The organism is Bordetella bronchiseptica (genome assembly GCF_900636925.1).
Lineage (GTDB): Bacteria > Pseudomonadota > Gammaproteobacteria > Burkholderiales > Burkholderiaceae_B > Bordetella > Bordetella pertussis.
Genome location: NZ_LR134326.1, coordinates 3,056,070 through 3,075,418, shown reverse-complemented (window position 1 = coordinate 3,075,418; position 19,349 = coordinate 3,056,070). Strand labels below are relative to the sequence as shown.

11 protein-coding genes are annotated in these 19,349 nt (G+C 68.9%); 5 read left to right on the top strand and 6 right to left on the bottom strand.

The genetic code is table 11. The features are described 5' to 3' along the window. Positions 1–153: 153 nt before the first annotated feature. Positions 154–813 carry an epoxyqueuosine reductase QueH gene (locus EL288_RS14260; RefSeq protein WP_003810571.1) on the bottom strand — a complete coding sequence of 220 codons (660 nt, stop codon included), beginning with the start codon at positions 811–813 and terminating at the stop codon, positions 154–156. A gap of 35 nt (positions 814–848) precedes the next feature. Then, on the bottom strand, positions 849–3,674 hold the full coding sequence (gene glnE / locus EL288_RS14255) for a bifunctional [glutamate--ammonia ligase]-adenylyl-L-tyrosine phosphorylase/[glutamate--ammonia-ligase] adenylyltransferase (RefSeq protein ID WP_003810574.1): 2,826 nt from the start codon (positions 3,672–3,674) through the stop codon (positions 849–851). Between the two features lie 33 nt (positions 3,675–3,707). Here glnE and EL288_RS14250 point away from each other — a divergent pair, with 33 nt between their 5' ends. Then, positions 3,708–7,367 (top strand): YhdP family protein, encoded by a 3,660-nt coding sequence (locus EL288_RS14250; protein WP_126621974.1) that lies wholly within the window; start codon positions 3,708–3,710, stop codon positions 7,365–7,367. Positions 7,368–7,434: 67 nt separating this feature from the next. Here the strand turns inward: EL288_RS14250 and rho are convergent, their stop codons facing one another. Together rho and trxA are read right to left on the bottom strand one after the other, a co-directional pair. Beyond that, the gene (gene rho / locus EL288_RS14245) at positions 7,435–8,691 is read right to left on the bottom strand and encodes a transcription termination factor Rho (protein WP_003810577.1); all 1,257 of its coding nucleotides are present in this window, start codon (positions 8,689–8,691) and stop codon (positions 7,435–7,437) included. Positions 8,692–8,802: 111 nt separating this feature from the next. After that, positions 8,803–9,129: a thioredoxin TrxA gene (gene trxA, locus EL288_RS14240; RefSeq protein WP_033446842.1), complete on the bottom strand. Its 327-nt coding sequence runs from the start codon at positions 9,127–9,129 to the stop codon at positions 8,803–8,805. A 241-nt stretch (positions 9,130–9,370) separates the two neighbouring features. Between trxA and EL288_RS14235 the strand changes: the two genes are divergently transcribed. From EL288_RS14235 to EL288_RS14220, 4 genes are read left to right on the top strand one after another with little or no spacing between them, the layout of a single operon-like run. Then, complete coding sequence (locus EL288_RS14235) at positions 9,371–11,383, top strand: DNA topoisomerase IV subunit B (RefSeq protein WP_004568562.1); 2,013 nt, start codon at positions 9,371–9,373, stop codon at positions 11,381–11,383. Then, positions 11,383–11,994, top strand: a complete 612-nt coding sequence (locus EL288_RS14230; protein ID WP_003810583.1) for a YcxB family protein — start codon at positions 11,383–11,385, stop codon at positions 11,992–11,994. Before EL288_RS14235 ends, EL288_RS14230 begins: the two co-directional genes overlap by 1 nt. Positions 11,995–12,011: 17 nt before the next feature. Continuing rightward, entirely contained in the window at positions 12,012–14,327 is a 2,316-nt protein-coding gene (gene parC, locus EL288_RS14225; RefSeq protein ID WP_003810585.1) for a DNA topoisomerase IV subunit A, read from the top strand. Between the two features lie 2 nt (positions 14,328–14,329). Beyond that, complete coding sequence (locus tag EL288_RS14220) at positions 14,330–15,541, top strand: DUF418 domain-containing protein (RefSeq protein ID WP_003810586.1); 1,212 nt, start codon at positions 14,330–14,332, stop codon at positions 15,539–15,541. On the opposite strand, the gene EL288_RS14215 is transcribed toward EL288_RS14220, so the two are convergent. Both EL288_RS14215 and EL288_RS14210 read right to left on the bottom strand, forming a co-directional pair. Continuing rightward, a complete protein-coding gene (locus EL288_RS14215) occupies positions 15,538–18,138 on the bottom strand; it encodes a TRAP transporter fused permease subunit (protein ID WP_003810588.1) in 2,601 nt (866 codons plus the stop codon). The two genes, EL288_RS14220 and EL288_RS14215, sit on opposite strands and share 4 nt — an antisense overlap. A gap of 106 nt (positions 18,139–18,244) precedes the next feature. Then, positions 18,245–19,249 carry a TAXI family TRAP transporter solute-binding subunit gene (locus EL288_RS14210; RefSeq protein WP_003810590.1) on the bottom strand — a complete coding sequence of 335 codons (1,005 nt, stop codon included), beginning with the start codon at positions 19,247–19,249 and terminating at the stop codon, positions 18,245–18,247. Between the last annotated feature and the right edge of the window lie 100 nt (positions 19,250–19,349).

Genomic DNA, 19,349 nt, shown 5'->3' with positions numbered 1-19,349 from the left:
GGTGCCTGTCCCCGCCGGGACAGGCACCCCTCCCTGTGGGGGGGGACAGGCACGCCGGGGGTGGAGTTTGCGGGTGCCAGTCCCCCTGCGGGGACAGGCACCCGGGGTTGGAGTTTGCGGGTGCCAGTCCCCTGCGGGGACAGGCACCCGGGGTTAGAGTTTTTCCTCTACCCCGTAGAACTTCACGCCGAGGTGGATGCGTTCGCGGCCCTGGGCGCGGCGGTGGCGGTTGGTGTCGCGCAGCGAGTAGACGCAGCCGCAGTATTCCTGCTGGTAGAAGTTTTCGCGCTTGCTGATTTCGATCATGCGCTGCGAGCCGCCGCCCTTGCGCCAGTTGTAGGTCCAGTACACCAGGTCGTCGTAGCGGGCGGCGGCGCGTTCGCCGCAGCCGTTGATCTGGTTCATGTCTTTCCAGCGCGAGATGCCCAGCGAGCTGGTGATGGTGTCGAAGCCGTGCTCGTGCGCATACAGGGCGGTGCGCTCGAAGCGCATGTCGAAGCAGGCGGTACAGCGGATGCCGCGTTCGGGCTCGTTTTCCATGCCCTTGACGCGCTCGAACCAGTTGTCCATGTCGTAGTCGGCGTCGATGAATTCGATGCCGTGCTCTTCGGCGAAGCGGATGTTCTCGTTCTTGCGGATCTCGTACTCTTTGACCGGATGGATATTCGGGTTGTAGAAGTAGATCGCGTAGTCGATGCCGGAGGCCGTCATGGCTTCCATGACTTCGCCGGAACAGGGCGCGCAGCACGAGTGCAGCAGCACCTTGCGGCGGCCGGCGGGCAGTTCGAGTGTGGGGCGCACGAGTTGGGACATGGCGTGAAAAGCGGCTTTGCAGCGGGGAAAAACCGTTATTTTACTTCGGCTTGCGCGATCGTGCCGTCCTGCAGCACGGTTTGCCACAATTCGCACACCGTGGCGCGCTCGGCGGCCAGTTGCCCGGGCGGCACGCGCGCCTTGTCCACACCCTTCAGGCGCAGCTGGTGCTGCGCCCGCCGCAGCGTGCGGTAGGCGTCGCCGGCGGCCAGCGCCAGCGGCGCCGGGATCAGGCCCGCTTCGCCGGCCAGGCGCAGCAGCGCGATATTGCCCAGGTTGTTTACCAGCACCCGATGCGTGGCCGCATGGCACAGCACCAGGTATTGGGTGACGAATTCCACGTCCACCATGCCGCCGCGGTCATGCTTGACGTCGAACAGCTCGGAGCGGTTAGGGTGCCCGGCGCTGATCTTGTCGCGCATGCCGAGCACCTCGCCGCGCAGCGCCTGCACGTCGCGCGGCATGACCAGGATGTCGGCGCGGATGCGCTCGAAGCGCGCGCCGGCCTCGGTGTCGCCGGCGGCGTAGCGCGCGCGCGTGAGCGCCTGGTGCTCCCAGGGCCAGGCGTGCGAGCGCTGGTATTGCTCGAAGGCCTCCAGCGAGACGGCCAGCAGCCCGGCGTCGCCGTCGGGGCGCAGCCGCAGGTCGACTTCGTACAGGCGGCCCGACGACGTCATGGTCGATAGCCACGAGGTCATGCGCCGGCCCAGCTTGGCGTAGAGTTCGGCGGCGTCCTCGCGGTCGTCGTCGAACAGGAACACCAGGTCCAGGTCGGAGGCGTAGCCCAGCTCCTTGCCGCCCAGCTTGCCGTAGGCGATGACGGCCAGGTGCGGCTCGGCGCCGGGCCGCCGGTTGACCAGCGGCCAGACGCGGCGGATGGTCTCGGCCAGCAGCAGGTCGGCCAGCGCCGAGAGCTGGTCGGCCAGTTTCTCCACCGTCAATTCGCCTTCGAGGTCCTGCGCCAGCAGCTGGAAGCTGGCCTGGCGCTGGACGTCGCGCATCAGATTCATCTGCCGTTCGATGTCGGGCTCGCCGTCGGGCAGCCGGCAGGCGTCGAGGTCGGCGGCCAGCTGGCGCGCGACCTGGGCGAAATCCAGGGGTTCGAACAGCGTGCGCCAATCGATCAGGCTGTCCAGCAACAGGGGGTGCTGGGTCAGGTACTGGGCCGCCCAGGGGCTGGCCGCCACCATGCGCGCCACGCGGGCCAGGGTATCGGGGTACTCGGCCAGCAGCGCCAGGTAGGCGCTGCGCTGCGCGATGGTTTCGATGAGGTCGAACAGGCGCAGCGCGGCATCCATGGGCGCGCTGGTCTGCGCCGCCGCCGTCAGCGCCGCCGGCAGCAGCGCTTCGAGCCGGTGCCGGCTGCTGTCGGGCAGGCTGCGTACCCGATGGCTGCCCAGCAGCGTCTCGGTGCGGCGCAGCAGGTCCTCGGCGTGCTCGGGAAAGTCGCGCTGGATCTGTCCGGCCAGGCGCTCCTCGATATCGTGCAGGGCGCCGGCATGCGGGCGCATGCCGTGTCCGTTGGCGGGCGTGCGCGCGGGGGCGGGGCTGTCGTCCTCCTCGCCCATGCCTGCCAGGCGGAAGGCGTTGCGGAAGGTTTGCGACACGAAGGCGCGATGCTCGGCCAGCGTGCGCTCGAAGGCGGCCGGTTCGTAGCCCAGGGCCGCCGCCAGCGCTGCGCGCTGGGCCGGGTCTGCCGGCAGCAGATGGGTCTGCTCGTCCTCGCGGTATTGCAGGGCATGCTCGGTGCGGCGCAGGAAGCGATAGGCGGCTTCCAGCTTTTGCGCGTCGCCCTCGGGCACCAGCCCGGCGGCGCGCTCGGCGTGCAGCGCTTCGAGCAGGCCGCGGCGTTGCAGCGCCGGCATGCGGCCGCCGCGGATGAGCTGCGACAACTGCACGATGAACTCGATCTCGCGGATGCCGCCATCGCCCAGCTTGATGTTGTTGGCGCTGTCCACGCCGTTGCGCGCCAGGGCGCGGCGCTGCCAGTCCTGGCGTATGCGCTCGCGCAGGGCGCGCAGCGCCGCCAGGGCGTCGAAGTCGAAATACTTGCGGTAGACGAACGGCACGCGCAGGCTTTCGAGCTGGCGCGCCTGGGCGTCCGGGTTGCTGTCGGCAAACGCTTGCGCCGGCATCAGCCTGGCCTTGAGCCAGGCGTAGCGTTCCCACTCGCGCCCCTGGCCGATGAGATAGTGCTCCAGCGCGTCCAGGCTCCAGGCCAGCGGTCCGGCGTCGCCATCGGGGCGCAGCCGCAGGTCGGTGCGAAAGACCTGGCCATCGGCATCGACTTCCGACAGCACCGGCATCATGCGGCGGGTCAGGCGGCCGTAGAACTCGTGGTTGCTGATGCGCCGCGGGCCGTCGGTCTCGCCTTCGTCACCGTACAGCATGACCAGGTCGATATCGGAGGAAACGTTCAGCTCGCGGCCGCCCAGCTTGCCCATGCCGACGATCAGCATTTCCTGCGGATCGCCCGTGCTCTGTTCGCGCGGCAGGCCGTGGACGGCGGCAAGTTCGGCGGCCACGCTGCGGTAGGCGGTGCCCACGGCGATGTCGGCCAGCACCGTCATCGCCCCGACCACTTCCTCCAGGTCAGCCTGCCCGCCGAGATCGCGCACGATCAGGGTCAGGAAAACACGCTCGCGCAGCTTGCGCAGCATGCCGCGGCATTGCTCGACCGGCAGCACTTCCGGCGCGTCCGGGCCGCTCAGTTCGGCCTGCCAGGCCGCCAGCACGTTGGCGCTGACGGGGTGGGCGCAGGCATTGGCCAGCCAGGCCGCCAGGTCGGGATGGGCGTCGAGACGGCGGCGCAGGTGGCCGGACCAGGCCAGGGCGGCGGCGAAGGGAGGGGCGGAAGACATGGCGGGACTCAGGCAGACGGAAAGGCGGGATTCATGTATAAGGGGACGATACTGCAAGACGCCTCTTCCTGCCCGCCGCCCGTGTCCGTATCGACGAAAATTCTTCGCTTGCTGTTCTGGAGCGTGTTCGCCATTTATGGCGTGCTGGCGGTCGCTTTCCTGGGTTTGCGTTACTGGGTGTTGCCCCGGGCCGATCAATGGCGGCCGCAGATCGAGCAGTACGCCAGCCAGGCGTTGGGTTCGCGGGTGGCGATCGACAGCCTGAGCGCCGACTGGAGCGGCCTGAATCCGCGCCTGAACCTGTCCGGCGTGCGCATCTACGATCACCAGGCCGATCCGGTGCTCAGCCTGCCCTCGGTGGCGGCGGTGCTGGGCTGGCGCAGCGTGCTCAAGCTGTCGCCCACGTTGCAGAGCCTGCGCATCGACGGCGCCGATCTGCTGGTGCGGCGCGATTCCGCCGATCGCCTGTGGGTCGCCGGGCAATCGATCGACCTGGCCGCGCCGTCCGATCACGGGTTCACCGAATCGCCGGCGCTGCGCTGGCTGGCGCGCCAGCGCGAGCTGGCCCTGCGCGGTGTGACGCTGCGCTGGCAGGACGAAGCGCGCCAGGCGCCCGAGCTGCGGCTCGATGGCCTGGACCTGCTGGTGCGCAATGGGGTGTTGTCGCATCGCTTTTCCCTGCGCGTGCGCCCGCCCGCGCAGCTGGCGGCCAAGGTATCGCTGCGCGGCGAGCTCAACCGCAGCCTGTTCGCGCGCGACGGCAGCAATCCGGCCAGCTGGAGCGGCCAGCTGTATGCCGAGGTGCAGGACGCCGAACCGGCGGCCTGGGTGCCCTGGGTCGCGATGCCGGCGGCCCAGGGCCGCTATGCGGCGCGCGCCTGGCTGCAACTGGATCACGGCAAGTTCACCGACCTGACGATGGATGCGGCGCTGCGCGGGCTGAACTGGCGCGCCGGCCAGAGTGCGTCGGTCAGCGTGGACAGCGCCCAGTGGCGCCTGCAGGGCGCCCCGGGCGACCTGCTGCAGTTTTCGGACCTGCCGCTGGCGCGCAGCGCCGACGGCGCCGGCGTGTCGGTCACGGGGCAGGCGGACGGCCTGTGGCTGAACCTGCCCGAAATATTCGAACACCCGCTGGCGCTGGACCGGGCGCAACTCGACGCCAGCCTGACCGAGCCGGCGGGGCAGCCGCTGACCCTGAACCTGCGCCGCCTGCAGCTGGCCAATCCCGACCTGGATGCGACCCTGCACGGCGCCTGGCGCCAGCAAGGCAAGTCGGCGGCCGGCACGGCCGACCTGCGCGGCAGCCTGGCGCGCGCGTCGATGCCGGCCATCCACCGCTACCTGCCCCTGGAGGTGAACGAGGATGCCCGCCTGTGGCTGGCGACGGGCCTGCCCGCAGGGACGGTTCATGACGCCGCCATCACCCTGGCGGGCGACCTGGATGATTTTCCGTTCTCGGAGCCGGGCGCGCAGGGGCAGTTCCGTATCGCGGGACGGTACCAGGATGCCGTGGTCGATTACGCGCCGGCCGAGGGCAAGCGCAAGGCCTGGCCCAGGCTGGAGCAATTGTCGGGCAACTTCGCCGTGGACAAGGTGAGCCTGAGCCTGGACAGCGCCGGCGGCGGCCTGGTGCGCACCGCCGCAGACCAGGTGGTGAGCCTGGGGGCGGTGAAAGCCGCGATTCCCGACATGGAGGACCACGCGCAATTGCACGTGGAAGGCCAGAGTTCCGGCACGGTGCCGGCGTATCTGGCGCTGGCCGCCAATTCGCCGCTGGGCGAACTGCTCGACGGCGCGCTGGCCGAGGCCGAGGGCACCGGCCAGTGGGAGGTGCCGCTGGCGCTGGATGTGCCGCTGCTCAATGCCGAAGACACCAAGGTCGAGGGGCGCATCGTATTCGCCGGCAACGCGTTTCGCTTCATGCCCGAGATGCCCATGCTGACGCAATTGCGCGGCGAGCTGGCGTTCTCCGAACTGGGCATGAGCGCCAAGGAAATCCATGCCCGCTTCCTGGGCGGGCCGGCACGTATCTGGGGCGTGCTGGAGCAGGACAGCGCTCCGCTGCGCTTCGAAGGCACGCTGACGGCGGCGGGCCTGGGCGAAGTGAGCAAGGCGCCGGCGCTCAAGCGCCTGTCGGGCCAGAGCGCCTACCGCGGGCAGCTCAACTACCTGAAGGGCGGGGCGGTCGATATTTCGATGGAATCGAACCTGGACGGCCTGGCGATCGACATGCCGGCGCCGGTGGGCAAGCCTGCGCGCGGCGCCATGCCGTTCAAGCTGCAATGGGGGCCGGCCAACGACCGCGGGCCGCGCGGCCGGCGCTGGCTGTCGGGCAGCCTGGCCGAGAACATCAATGTGCTGCTGGAGTACGATCCGGCCGATGCCTCGCGGACCTACTTCGCGCGCGGCGCGCTGGGCGTGAACCGGGCCGCCAGCCTGCCGCAGCGCGGCCTGACCGTGGCCGCGACCCTGCCCGAACTGGACCTCGACGCCTGGGACGCCATGAAGGCCGATTTCGACGAGCCTTCCAGCGGCCGGCGGCAGCCGTCGCGCGTGCCGCTGCTGCCGCAGCCCGACCAGATCAACCTGGCCACCGACCGCTTGCGCGTGGCCGGCTATACCCTCGATGACCTGAAACTGGCGGCCCAGCGGCCGACCGCCTCGCAGTGGCGCGTGACGGTGGACTCGCGCCAGGCGCTGGGCACGCTGGAGTGGACGGAGGCCTCGGGCGCCATCGCCGGCCGCGTGACCGGCCGTTTCAAGCGGCTGGCGCTGGCGGGCGAGGAAGACACGCGCCAGGAAGAGGACGCGCTGTCGGCTGGCAACGATCTGGAGGATATTCCCGCCATCGATCTGCAGGCCGAGGAGTTCAGCCTGTACGGCAAGCAGCTGGGCAGCCTGCAGCTGATCGGCACCAACATGGAGCGCGGCCGCCTGTGGCGGCTGGACAAGCTGCAGATCGCCAACGATGCCGCCCGGCTCGACGCCACGGGCAATTGGCGCCTGGGCGGCACGCAGCGCGGCCTGACCGTGCAGGCCAATGCCGAGTTCAGCGACCTGGGCAAGTTCCTGGACCGGGTCGGCCTGCCTCAGACCGTGGGCGGGGGCAAGGGCAGCCTGGAGGGCACCGTCACCTGGCGCAATCTGCCCTGGTCGCACAACCTGGCCGAGCTGGAAGGCAATGCGCGCGTCAGCCTGGACAATGGCCGTTTCCTGCATGTGAATTCGCGCGCCGCGCGCCTGCTGGAACTGCTGTCGCTGCAGTCGCTGCAGCGGCTGGCGCGCCTGGACGCCAACCCGGGCGGGTTGCTGCGCGAAGGGTTTCCGTTCGACACGATCCGCGGCGACATGTCGCTCAGCCAGGGCGTGCTGACGACCGAGGGCTACAAGCTGAGCGGTCCCGTGGCCGGGATCGTCCTGGCCGGCAACACCAATATCGTGGACGAGCGCTGGGACATGCGGGCGGTGGTGGTGCCCAACCTGGACGCCAGCGGCGCGGCGGCGGTCACGGCCGCGCTGGTCAATCCGCTGATCGGCCTGGGCGCTTTCGTGACGCAGTGGCTGCTCAAGCAGCCGCTGGCGCGCGCCATGTCTTCCGAGTATGCCGTCACCGGCACCTGGGACGATCCCAAGGTGACGCCGGTGGAGTCGCGCGCGCCGACGCGCCAGCAGGAGCCGCAGCCCGAGCACTGAAGCGCGCCCGCAAAGCAAAACCCCCGGCGCGGGCCGGGGGTCGGGACGGGCGTGGCGCAAGCCAGGCTTATTTCTTCATCATGTCGAAGAATTCGGCGTTGGTCTTGGTGGCGCGCATCTTGTCGAGGATGAATTCCATCGACTGGATTTCGTCCATGTCGTGGATGAACTTGCGCAGCACCCATACCTTCTGCAGCAGTTCGGGCTTGATCAGCAGCTCTTCGCGGCGGGTGCCCGACTTGTTCAGGTTGATGGACGGGTAGACGCGCTTTTCGGCCAGGCGGCGCTCCAGGTGCACTTCGGAGTTGCCGGTGCCCTTGAATTCTTCGTAGATGACTTCGTCCATCCGGCTGCCCGTTTCGATCAGGGCGGTACCCAGGATGGTCAGCGAGCCGCCTTCCTCGAGGTTGCGCGCCGCGCCGAAGAAGCGCTTGGGGCGCTGCAGGGCGTTGGCGTCCACGCCGCCGGTCAGCACCTTGCCGGAGGCCGGCACCACGGTGTTGTAGGCGCGGGCCAGGCGGGTGATCGAGTCCAGCAGGATGACCACGTCCTTTTTCATCTCGACCAGGCGCTTGGCCTTCTCGATGACCATTTCGGCGACCTGCACGTGACGGGTGGCCGGTTCGTCGAAGGTCGAGGCCACCACTTCGCCGCGCACGGTGCGCTGCATTTCGGTCACTTCCTCGGGGCGTTCGTCGACCAGCAGGACGATGAGCACCGCATCCGGATAATTGGTGGTGATGGCGTGGGCCACGTGCTGCATCATCACCGTCTTGCCGGACTTGGGCGGCGCCACGATCAGGCCGCGCTGGCCCTTGCCGATGGGGGCGAAGATGTCGAGGATGCGGCCGGTGAGGTTTTCCTCGCTCTTGATGTCGCGTTCCAGACGCATCACCTGGTTGGGGTGCAGCGGCGTCAGGTTCTCGAACATGATGCGATGCTTGATCGCTTCAGGGGGCGAGCCGTTGACCTTGTCCACCTTGACCAGCGCGAAATAGCGCTCGCCATCCTTCGGGGTGCGTACTTCGCCCTCGATGGAGTCGCCGGTGTGCAGGTTGAAGCGGCGGATCTGCGACGGCGAGATGTAGATGTCGTCGGTGCTGGCCAGGTACGAAGTGTCCGGCGAGCGCAGGAATCCGAAGCCGTCGGGCAGGACTTCCAGCACGCCGTCGCCGAAGATCTGTTCGCCTTGCTTGGCGCGCCGCTTCATGATGGCGAACATCAACTCCTGCTTGCGCAGGCGGTTGGCGTTCTCGATTTCCAGGCCGGCGGCCATTTCCAGCAACTGCGACACGTGCAGCGCCTTCAGTTCATTGAGGTGCATCGCGGTGAATGTAGGGGGAGATAAGAAGAAGGGTTCGGGCGGCGGGCCACGGACGGGCCCGCGCGGGAATCAGGGGGAATGCGCGGCCGATTGGCGGCGCATTCCCGGATTTTACAACGCGCCGTCCAGGAATGCGGTCAGTTGCGATTTGGACAGGGCGCCGACCTTGGTGGCGGCGGCCTGGCCGTCCTTGAACAGCATCAGGGTCGGAATGCCGCGCACGCCGTACTTGGCCGCCGTGTCCTGGTTTTCGTCCACGTTCAGCTTGGCCACGGTCAGGCGGCCGGCGTATTCGGAAGCCACCTCTTCGAGGATGGGGGCGATCATCTTGCAGGGGCCACACCAGGCGGCCCAGTAGTCCACCAGCACCGGCTGGCCGGATTTCAGCACATCTGCCTCGAAGCTGGCGTCGCTGACGTTCTTGATTTGCTCGCTCATGATGGTGATTCTCGGATTCCGCTGCGCGACCCGTGCATGGAGCATGCGGCCGCTGTTCTTGTTCGACGTGTAGGAAGGATTAAAGCATACCACTGTCATTAACAACAGGGTTTGCCGGTTTTGTGTAGGATGTTGCGGCGTCACCGGGCCTACAAAAGGGTTCGGCGGCTGTCACAATGTCCATCGTACCGAATTCGCGGCTGGTCAGCGCGTGCGCATCCCACCTGGAGCCGCGCCGAATATGGACTTGTCCGTAAAATGTCGGTTTTTTTCCACAGATGTTGGGGATAACTTGGCCACACCACGTTACACCGAAGCGTCGATCCGCGTTCTGAAGGGGCTGGAGCCTGTGCGCCAGCGCCCGGGTATGTATACCCGCACCGAGAACCCCTTGCACATCGTGCAGGAGGTCATCGACAACGCGGCCGACGAAGCGCTGGCCGGTTACGGCAAGCAGATTCAAGTCACGCTGCACGGCGACGGCAGCATTTCGGTCGAGGACGACGGACGCGGTATTCCGGTCGGCCTGCACCCGGAAGAGAACGCGCCGGTCGTCGAGCTGGTTTTCACGCGCCTGCACGCAGGCGGCAAATTCGACAAGCAGGGCGGCGGCGCGTATGCGTTCTCCGGCGGCCTGCATGGCGTGGGGGTGTCCGTCACCAACGCGCTGGCCACCCGCCTGGAGGTGGTGGTGTGGCGCGACGGCGCGGTGCACCGGCTGGTGTTCGCCGGCGGCGACGTGATCGAAGCGCTGGCGCCGTACCCCGAGGGCGGGCGCAAGAAGTCGGGCACCCGCGTGCGGGTATGGCCCGACGCCAAGTATTTCGACAGCCCGGCCATCCCGATGGCCGAGCTGACCCACCTGCTGCGCAGCAAGGCCGTGCTGCTGCCGGGCGTCAAGGTGTCGCTGGTCAACGAGAAAACCGGCGACACGCGCACCTGGCAGTACCAGGAGGGCCTGCGCGGCTACCTGGCCGAGGCGCTGGCCGGCGCCGAGCTGATGATCCCGTTCTTCGAGGGCCAGCAGTACGCCGGGGCCGACCACGACAGTTTCGCCGAGGGCGAGGGCGCCCAATGGGTGGTGGCCTGGGCCGAGGACGGCAACGTGGTGCGCGAGTCGTATGTCAACCTGATCCCGACCCCGGCCGGCGGCACCCACGAATCGGGTTTGCGCGAAGGCCTGTTCGGCGCGGTCAAGGGATTTGCCGAGCTGCACAGCCTGCTGCCCAAGGGCGTCAAGCTGCTGCCCGAGGACGTGTTCGCGCGCGCCAGCTTCGTGCTGTCGGCCAAGGTGCTGGACCCGCAGTTCCAGGGCCAGATCAAGGAGCGCCTGAACAGCCGCGACGCCGTGCGCCTGGTGGGCGGCTTTGCCAAGAGCGCCCTGGACCTGTGGCTGCACAGCAATGTCGAATATGGCAAGAAGCTGGCCGAATTGGCCATCCGCCAGGCGCAGGCGCGCCAGCGTTCGGCGCAGAAGGTCGAAAAGCGCAAGAGCTCGGGCGTGGCCGTGCTGCCCGGCAAGCTGACCGATTGCGAGTCCAGCGACGCCAGCCGCACCGAAGTGTTCCTGGTCGAGGGCGACTCGGCCGGCGGCTCGGCCAAGATGGGGCGCGACAAGGAGTTCCAGGCCATCCTGCCGCTGCGCGGCAAGGTGCTCAATTCCTGGGAGGTCGACCGCGACCGGCTGTTCGCCAACAACGAGATCCACGATATTTCGGTGGCGATCGGGGTGGACCCGCACGGCCCGGGCGATGAGCCCGACCTGTCGGGCCTGCGCTATGGCCGCATCTGCATCCTCTCGGACGCGGACGTGGACGGCTCGCACATCCAGGTGTTGCTGCTGACGCTGTTCTACCGGCATTTCCCCAAGCTGATCGAGGCCGGCAACGTGTTCGTGGCCCGGCCGCCGCTGTTCCGGGTGGACGTGCCGGCGCAGGGCAAGCGGCCGGCGCGCAAGATCTACTGCCTGGACGCCGGCGAACTGGAGGCCGCGCAGGACAAGCTGCGCAAGGAAGGCGTGCGCGAGTCGGCCTGGAGCGTGAGCCGCTTCAAGGGCCTGGGCGAAATGAACCCCGAACAGCTGTGGGAGACCACCATGAACCCGGACACCCGCCGGCTGCTGCCGGTCGGCTACGGCGACCTGACCCCCGGCGACACCACCCGCATGTTCGACATGCTGATGGGCAAGGGCGAGTCGTCGCAGCGGCGTGCCTGGATCGAGGAGAAGGGCAACCTGGCGGAGCTGGATATCTGATGGCGCAGGCGCCCGACAGCAGCGCGCCGGTGCGCATGGTGGTCGACCTGACGGTCGACGACTATGCGGCATTCACCGCCTATGCGTACCAGCGTCCGGCGCTGCGCCGCCGCCGCCATGTGTCGCACCTGCGTTTTGCCGTCCTGCTGGCCGCGGGCCTGCTGGCGGTGATCCTGCTGCGCGTATGGGATGGCCGGCAGCTGGATTGGGGCGCGGCGCTGCCGGCGTACGCGCAGGCGCTGGCCGTCGGCCTGGCGGTGTTCGCGCTGCTGGCCGCCGGCTACGAGTACGCGCTGCCGCGGCTGGCGCGCGGCAACGTGCGCCGCGCGCTGGGCCGCCAGCCCGACAATCCCTTCCTGGGCCGGCACACGCTGGACTTCGGGCCGCGCGGCGTCGATGACGCCGCCGCCGGCGCCAGCGGTACCATGCCATGGGAGGCGGTGGGCCAGGTCGAGGAAACCGCCAGCCATCTGTATCTGTTCATCAGTCCGCTGCAAGGCGTGATCATTCCCAAGCGCGGCCAGTCCGCCGATGTCCTGCAGGCGGTGCGCGCGCAGCTGCGCGCGCACGTGCCCGGCGCGGTGCTGGCCGATGCGGCGGACAAGCAATAGTCAAATCCGAGTACATCATGAGCGACAGCAATCAACCGGGCCTGTTCGACGGTGGCGCCACCGATCCCCACGAAGCCATCACCCTGGGCCGCTATGCCGAGCAGGCCTACCTGGACTACGCCGTATCCGTGGTGCGCGGCCGCGCCCTGCCCGATGTGGGCGACGGCCAGAAACCGGTGCAGCGCCGCATCCTGTACGCGATGCAGGCCATGGGGCTGGCGGCAGGCGCCAAGCCGGTGAAGTCGGCGCGCGTGGTCGGCGACGTGCTGGGCAAGTACCACCCGCACGGCGACCAGGCCGCCTATGACGCCATGGTCCGGATGGCGCAGGACTTCTCGCTGCGCTATCCCCTGATCGACGGCCATGGCAACTTCGGCTCGCGCGACGGCGACAACGCGGCGGCCATGCGCTATACCGAAGCGCGCCTGACGCCGTTCTCCAAGCTGCTGCTCGACGAACTGGAGGAGGGCACGGTCGATTTCGTGCCGAACTACGACGGCAGCCAGCAGGAGCCGGCCATGCTGCCGGCGCGCCTGCCCGTGATGCTGCTCAACGGCGCTTCGGGCATCGCCGTGGGCATGGCCACCGAGATTCCCTCGCACAACCTGCGCGAGGTGGCGCAGGCCTGCGTGGCGCTGATCCGCAATCCCAAGCTGCCGCAGGAGGAACTGCTGGCGCTGGTGCCGGGCCCGGATTTCGCCGGGGGCGGCCAGATCATCACCCCGGCGGCCGATATCGCGCAGATCTACGCCACCGGGCGCGGCTCGCTGAAGGCGCGCGCGCGCTGGCAGTTCGAGGAAATGGCGCGCGGGCAGTGGCAGCTGGTGGTGACCGAGCTGCCGCCAGGCACCTCGGGCCAGAAGGTGCTGGAAGAGATCGAGGAAATCACCAATCCGAAGGTGCGCGCGGGCAAGAAGAGCCTTTCGGCCGAGCAGCAGCAGGCCAAGGCGGTCATGCTCAGCCTGCTCGACGCGGTGCGCGACGAGTCCGGCAAGGACGCGGCGGTGCGGCTGGTGTTCGAGCCCAAGACCTCGCGCGTCGATCGCGACGAATTCGTCAACACCTTGCTGGCGCAGACCAGCATGGAAAGCAACGTGCCGGTCAACGTGGTGTGCATCGGCACCGACGGCCGGCCGCGCCAGAAGAGCCTGCGCGACGTGCTGGAAGAGTGGGTGGCGTTTCGCACCGATACGGTGGTGCGCCGCACGCGCCATCGCCTGGACAAGGTGCTCGACCGCATCCATGTGCTGGAAGGGCGCATGGTGGTCTACCTCAATGTCGACGAGGTCATCCAGACCATCCGCGAGGCCGAGGAGCCGCGCGCCGCGCTGATGGCGCGTTTCGGGCTGACCGAGCGCCAGGCCGAGGACATCCTGGAAATGCGCCTGCGCCAGCTGGCGCGCCTGGAAGGCATCAAGATCGAACAGGAACTGGCCGGCAAGCGCGAAGAACAGCTGCGCCTGCAGGACCTGCTGGACAACCCGGGTTCGCTCAAGCGCCTGCTCATCAAGGAAATCGAGGGCGACGCCAAGCAGTACGGCGACGATCGCCGCACCCTGATCGAAACCGCCGAGCGCGCGGTGCTCGAGACCAAGGTGGTCGACGAGCCCGTCACGGTGATCGTGTCGCAGAAAGGCTGGCTGCGCGCCCGCCAGGGCCACGGCCATGATGCCGGGCAATTCAGCTTCAAGCAGGGCGACGACCTGTACGGCGCCTTCGAGTGCCGCACCACCGATACCCTGATCGCGGTGGGCGACAACGGCCGCGTCTATTCGGTGGCCGTGTCCGGCCTGCCGTCGGCGCGTGGCGATGGCCAGCCGGTCACCACCATGATCGATCTCGAGGCCGGCACGCGCATCGTGCACACCATCGCGGCGGCGCCCGGCAGCCGCTGGCTGCTGGCCACGCGGCGCGGCTTCGGCTTTGCCGCCCGGCTCAGCGACATGAGCAGCCGCCAGCGCGCTGGCAAGCAGTTCATCACGCTGGAGCAGGGCGACGAGCTGTTGCGGCCGGTTCCGCTGTTCGAGGGGGCGACCCAGCTGGCGCTGCTGTCGGCCAAGGGCAAGTTCCTGGTGTTCGGCCTGGACGAGGTCAAGAGCCTGTCGGGCGGCGGGCGCGGCACCATCCTGATGGGGCTGGACACCGCCGACAAGCTGGACCAGACCGTGCCGATCGGCGCGGCCGGCCTGCGCGCCGCCGGCATCTACCGCAACAAGCAGACCGAGGACATCCTGGCCGGCGCCGCGCTCGCGCCGTACGTCGGCAAGCGCGCCCGCAAGGGCCGGCAACTGGACGTGCGTCCCAGGCAGCCGGTGCTGTCGCCGGTGTTCTGAGCGTGAACGACGGCACCGCCGCGCAGCGCCTGGTCCATCTGGACGCGCTGCGCGGCTTCGCGCTGTTCGGCATCCTGGTCGTCAACATCGGTGTGTTCGCCTCGGTCTACTACGGTACCGGGCTGCCCGATCCGGCGTTCTCGCGGCCGCTGGACCAGTGGGTCAACGTGCTGGTGGCCGTGCTGTTCGAATCCAAGTTCTACCTGCTGTTTTCGTTCCTGTTCGGCTACAGCTTCACCTTGCAGATCGACGCGGCGCAGCGGGCCGGCGCGGCCTTCGCGCCGCGCTTCCTGCGCCGGCTGGCCGGCCTGGCGGTCCTGGGGCTGGCGCATGCGGTGCTGCTGTATCACGGCGACATCCTGTTGACGTACGCCGTGCTGGGCGCGCTATTGCTGGCCTTGCGCCGCACGGCGCCCGAACGGGCGCTGCGCTGGGCCTGCTGGCTGGCGCTGCTGGCCGGACTGGGCTGGCTGGCGCTGGGCGTGCTCAGCCTCATGACGCCGCAGGATCCCGCCACGCTGGCGCTGACGCAGGAGGACGCGCTGGCGGCGCTGCAGGCCTACCGCGGCACCGTAGGCACCACGATCGCGCGGCACATCCATGATTTGACCCATGGCGTCTGGATGGTGGTGCTGTTGGTGCAGGGGCCGTTCGTGCTGGCGATGTTCCTGGCCGGCCTGGCGCTGGGCCGGCGCCATGCGTTGGCCGACCCGCAGGCGCATCCGCGCCTGCTGCGCGCCGTGCTGGCCGTGGGCCTGCCGCTGGGCGCGGCGGGCGCCGCCGTCTATGCCTGGAGCGGCTTGCCCGGCCAGCCGCTGGGCATCGATCTCATTGGCCTGGGCGCGGGCATGCTGACCGCGCCGTTGTTGAGCGCTTCGTACGCGGCCGCGCTGTTGCTGGCGATGCGCCGCCCGGCGGGGGCGCGGCTGGCGCGCTGGCTGGCGCCGGCCGGGCGCATGGCGCTCACCAATTATCTGCTGCAATCGCTGGTCTGTGCGGTGCTGTTCACGGCCTGGGGGTTGCGCTGGGTCGGCACCCTGGCGCCGCTTTCCGTGCTGGGACTGGCCGTGCTGGTGTTCGCGCTGCAGCTGCCGTGGTCGGCATGGTGGCTGCGCCGCCATGCGTACGGGCCGGTGGAGTGGCTGCTGCGCGCGCTGACGCTGGCGCGCCGGCCGGCATGGCGGATCGAGCCGCCGCCGGCCGCACGCCGCTAGCGCGCCGCCGCGCGCTGGCGGCGCCCCTGGGCGAACCACACCAGGGCCAGCAGTACGAGCCCGGGCAGATAGGCCCAGAATTCCGCCGGACGCGCGGGATTGGGCACGCGCAGTTCGAGGACGTCCCAGCCTTGTTCCCAGCCGGCGCGGCGCGCGCTGCTGCCGAAGCGCACGCCGCCGATCTGCACCTGGTCGCCCAGCGCGACGATGGTCAGGCCGGCGTCGGTCAGCCGCTTGCGGCCGGCGGCCTCGCCTTGCAGGGTTTCGCCTTCGTCCAGGGCCGGCAGCGCCACCGCCACGGTCTTGGTCAGTTCGTCGCCTTCCAGGTTGATGCCGCGCAGCACGGCGACCAGGCGTCCGTTGTGGGGCAGCGCCGCGGCGGTCTGCACCACCTCGGCGGCCGGCCGCGCCTGGTAGCGCTCGGACACCTGGTCCAGCAGCCAGTCGGGCCGGAACAGCATGAACGTGACGGCCAGCAGCACGACGATCTCCAGCACCGTGCAGCGCACGCGGAACCAGCCCAGCGTTGCCGCGGCGAAGGTCAGCGAAGCCAGCGTGGCGCTGCCCGCCACCAGTATCAGCTCGGTCCACGAGTTGACGTCGATCAGCAGCAGCAGCGGGTTGAACACGAACATGAACGGCAGCACGGCCGTGCGCAGCGCGTAGGTCACGCCCTGGACGCCCGTCTTGATCGGGTCTGCGCCCGAGATCGCCGCGGCGGCGAAGGTGGCCAGGCCCACCGGCGGCGTGATGTCGGCCATGATGCCGTAATAGAACACGAACATGTGCACGGCGATCAGCGGGATGATGAGCCCGTTCTGCGCGCCCAGCTCGACCACCACCGGCGCCATCAGGGTGGCCATCAGGATGTAGTTCGCCGTGGTGGGCATGCCCAGGCCGAGGATCAGGCAGACGATGGCCGTGAAGATCAGCATCAGCAGCACGTTGCCCATCGACACCAGCTCGACGAAGGCCGTCATGCGCAGGCCCAGGCCGGTCAGCGTGATGGCGCCGACGATCAGGCCGGCGGTGCCGCATGCAATGGCGATGCCTATCATGTTGCGCGCGCCGTCCTGCAGGCCGCCGATGGCGTCCTGCCATCCCAGCAGGGCGGCGGGCGCGATCGCCTGGCCGCGGAACCAGGCGGTCAGGGGGCGCTGGGTCACCATTTGCAGCAGCATCGCCGCGGCCGCCCAGAACGCCGACAGGCCCGCCGACAGCTCCTCGACGCTCAGGCACCACACCAGGATGCCGATGGGGATGAGAAAGTGCAGGCCGGCGCGCACCGTAGGCCATGGCTCGGGGCGCACCGGATGGTTGACGTCGATCTCGGTGGGCAGGTCGGGGTGGCGCGCGGCGACGCGCAGCAGCCATATGTTCAGCGCCACCAGCATGGCCAGCAGGATCCAGATCGCGGCCGCGCCGGCCACCGCCTGCACGCCCACGCCGATCCAGTAGACCAGGCCCATCGCGATCAGCGTGCCGCTGATGCCCATGCCCCAGCCGGCCAGCTTCTGCAGCGGCGTGCGCGGCTTGCCGGCGGCCATCATGGGCTCGATGCCCAGCTTGAGCGCTTCCAGGTGCACGATGTAGAACAGCGCGATGTACGAGATCGAGGCCGGCAGGATCGCGTGGCGGATGATGTCGGTGTAGGGAATGCCCACGTACTCGATCATCAGGAAGGCGGCCGCGCCCATGACCGGCGGCATGATCTGGCCGTTGACCGACGAGGCCGTTTCGATGGCGCCGGCCCGCACGCCGCCGTAGCCGGCCTTTTTCATCAGCGGGATGGTGAAGATGCCGCCGGTCACCACGTTGGCGACCGACGAGGCCGATACCAGGCCGTTGACCGCCGAGGACACCACGGCGACCTTGGCCGGGCCGCCGCGCAGGTGGCCCAGCAGGGCGAACGAGACCTGCATCATGTAGTTGCCCGCGCCGCATTTGTCCAGCAGCGAGCCCAGCAGCACGAAGATGAAGATGTACGACACCGACACGCCGAGCGCCACGCCGTAAACCCCTTCGGTGGTCAGCCACATGTGCGACATCAGCCGTTCGATGGAGGCGCCGCGGTGCGCGAGCACATCGGGCAGCCACGGGCCGGCCAGGGCGTACAGGACGAACACGGCGCCCAGCACGGTCATGGGCAGGCCCAGCGCGCGGCGGGTGACTTCCAGCAGCAACAGCAGGCCGGCCACGGCGGTGGCCACGTCCATGGAGGTGGGCTGGCCCGGCCGGGTGGCCAGCTCGTTGTAGAACAGGTACAGGTAGGCGCCGCAGAACCCGGCGGCCAGGGCCAGCACCCAGTCGTACCAGGGCATGCGGTCGCGCGCCGAGCGCTTGGTGGCGGGGTAGGCGAGATAGCCCAGGAACATGGCGATGCCCAGGTGCAGCGCGCGCGCCTCGGTATCGTTGAAGATGCCCCAGTGCAGCGAGAAAGGCAGCGGCGAGGCATACCAGAGCTGGAACAGCGACCAGACCAGGGCGCCGGCGGCCAGCGTGGCGCCGGCCACGCCGCCGGCATGGCGGCCGCCGCGGTCGGCTTCGGCGACCAATTGCTCGAGGTCTGCGGTCGTAGTGGACGACTCGTTTTTCATGCGTGGATTCCCCTGCTTGTCATGACGCGCGCGCGGCCTGGCGGCCGCCCGCGCGGTGTTGCGAAGGCGCGCGCCCCGGCAGGGTGGCGCGCGCCGCGGCTTGCGTCTACAGCAGGCCCTTTTCCTTGAAGTACTTCTGGGCGCCGGGGTGCAGCGGCGCGGACAGGCCATTCTTGACCATGTCGGCGGCCTTCAGGTTGGCGAAGGCCGGATGCAGCTTCTTGAAGTCCTCGAAGTTGTCGAAGACGGCCTTGACCACCAGGTACACCGTCTGCTCCGGCACATCCTCGGAGGTGACGAAGGTGGCCGTCACGCCGTAGGTCTTGGTGTCTTGCGGATTATTGGGATACAGGCCGCCGGGGATGGTGGCGAGCGCGTAATACGGATACTTGTCGACCAGCTTGTCGACCGCCGGGCCGGTCAGCGACACGAGTTGCGCGCCGCAGGTCGTGGTGGGGTCCTGGATGTTGGCCGAGGGGTGGCCCACGCCGTAGAAGAAACCGTCGATCTTGCCGTCGCACAGCGCCGGCCCGTGCTCGTCGGGGCGCAGTTCGGAGGCCAGCGAGAAGTCCTTCAGCGTCCAGCCCATGCTGGCCAGCAGCTCTTCCATCGAGGCGCGCGTGCCCGAGCCCGGGTTGCCGACGTTGAAGCGCTTGCCCTTGAAGTCCTCGAACGACTTGACGCCGGCTTCCTTGCGGGCCAGCACGGTAAAGGGCTCGGGGTGGATGGAGAACACCGAGCGCAGCTTCTTGTACGCGCCGCCTTGCTTGAACTGGCCTTCGCCGTTGTAGGCATTGAAGCCGACGTCCGATTGCACCACGCCCAGGTCCAGTTCGCCGGCCTTGATGGTGTTGACGTTGAACACCGAGCCGCCGGTCGATTCGACCGAGCAGCGCACGCCATGGCTGGCGCGGTCCTTGTTGACCAGGCGGCAGATCGCGCCGCCGGCGGCGTAGTACACGCCGGTCACCCCGCCGGTGCCGATGCTGACGAACTTCTGCTGGGCCGCCGCTGGCGTGGGCGCGGCCCACGCCAGCGCCACGGCGGCGCAGGCGGCGGCCAGGCTGAAGGCTTTGCGGTGGCCCAAGGTGTGTTTGACTGACTTGCCCATACAAACTCCTTTTGGGGTTTTTCCCCGTGGTGTTGCCGGTCTGTGCCGGCGGTCTGCGCTGGCGCCCGTGACGCCAGCCGCTACTGAGTTGCGCGCCGCG

What these genes read in the sequence shown, in the direction of transcription:
- EL288_RS14260 (WP_003810571.1), bottom strand. Translation starts at nt 813, where the DNA reads ATGTCCCAACTCGTGCGCCCCACACTCGAACTGCCCGCCGGCCGCCGC.
- glnE (WP_003810574.1), bottom strand. Translation starts at nt 3,674, where the DNA reads ATGTCTTCCGCCCCTCCCTTCGCCGCCGCCCTGGCCTGGTCCGGCCAC.
- EL288_RS14250 (WP_126621974.1), top strand. Translation starts at nt 3,708, where the DNA reads ATGTATAAGGGGACGATACTGCAAGACGCCTCTTCCTGCCCGCCGCCC.
- rho (WP_003810577.1), bottom strand. Translation starts at nt 8,691, where the DNA reads ATGCACCTCAATGAACTGAAGGCGCTGCACGTGTCGCAGTTGCTGGAA.
- trxA (WP_033446842.1), bottom strand. Translation starts at nt 9,129, where the DNA reads ATGAGCGAGCAAATCAAGAACGTCAGCGACGCCAGCTTCGAGGCAGAT.
- EL288_RS14235 (WP_004568562.1), top strand. Translation starts at nt 9,371, where the DNA reads ATGGACTTGTCCGTAAAATGTCGGTTTTTTTCCACAGATGTTGGGGAT.
- EL288_RS14230 (WP_003810583.1), top strand. Translation starts at nt 11,383, where the DNA reads ATGGCGCAGGCGCCCGACAGCAGCGCGCCGGTGCGCATGGTGGTCGAC.
- parC (WP_003810585.1), top strand. Translation starts at nt 12,012, where the DNA reads ATGAGCGACAGCAATCAACCGGGCCTGTTCGACGGTGGCGCCACCGAT.
- EL288_RS14215 (WP_003810588.1), bottom strand. Translation starts at nt 18,138, where the DNA reads ATGAAAAACGAGTCGTCCACTACGACCGCAGACCTCGAGCAATTGGTC.
- EL288_RS14210 (WP_003810590.1), bottom strand. Translation starts at nt 19,249, where the DNA reads ATGGGCAAGTCAGTCAAACACACCTTGGGCCACCGCAAAGCCTTCAGC.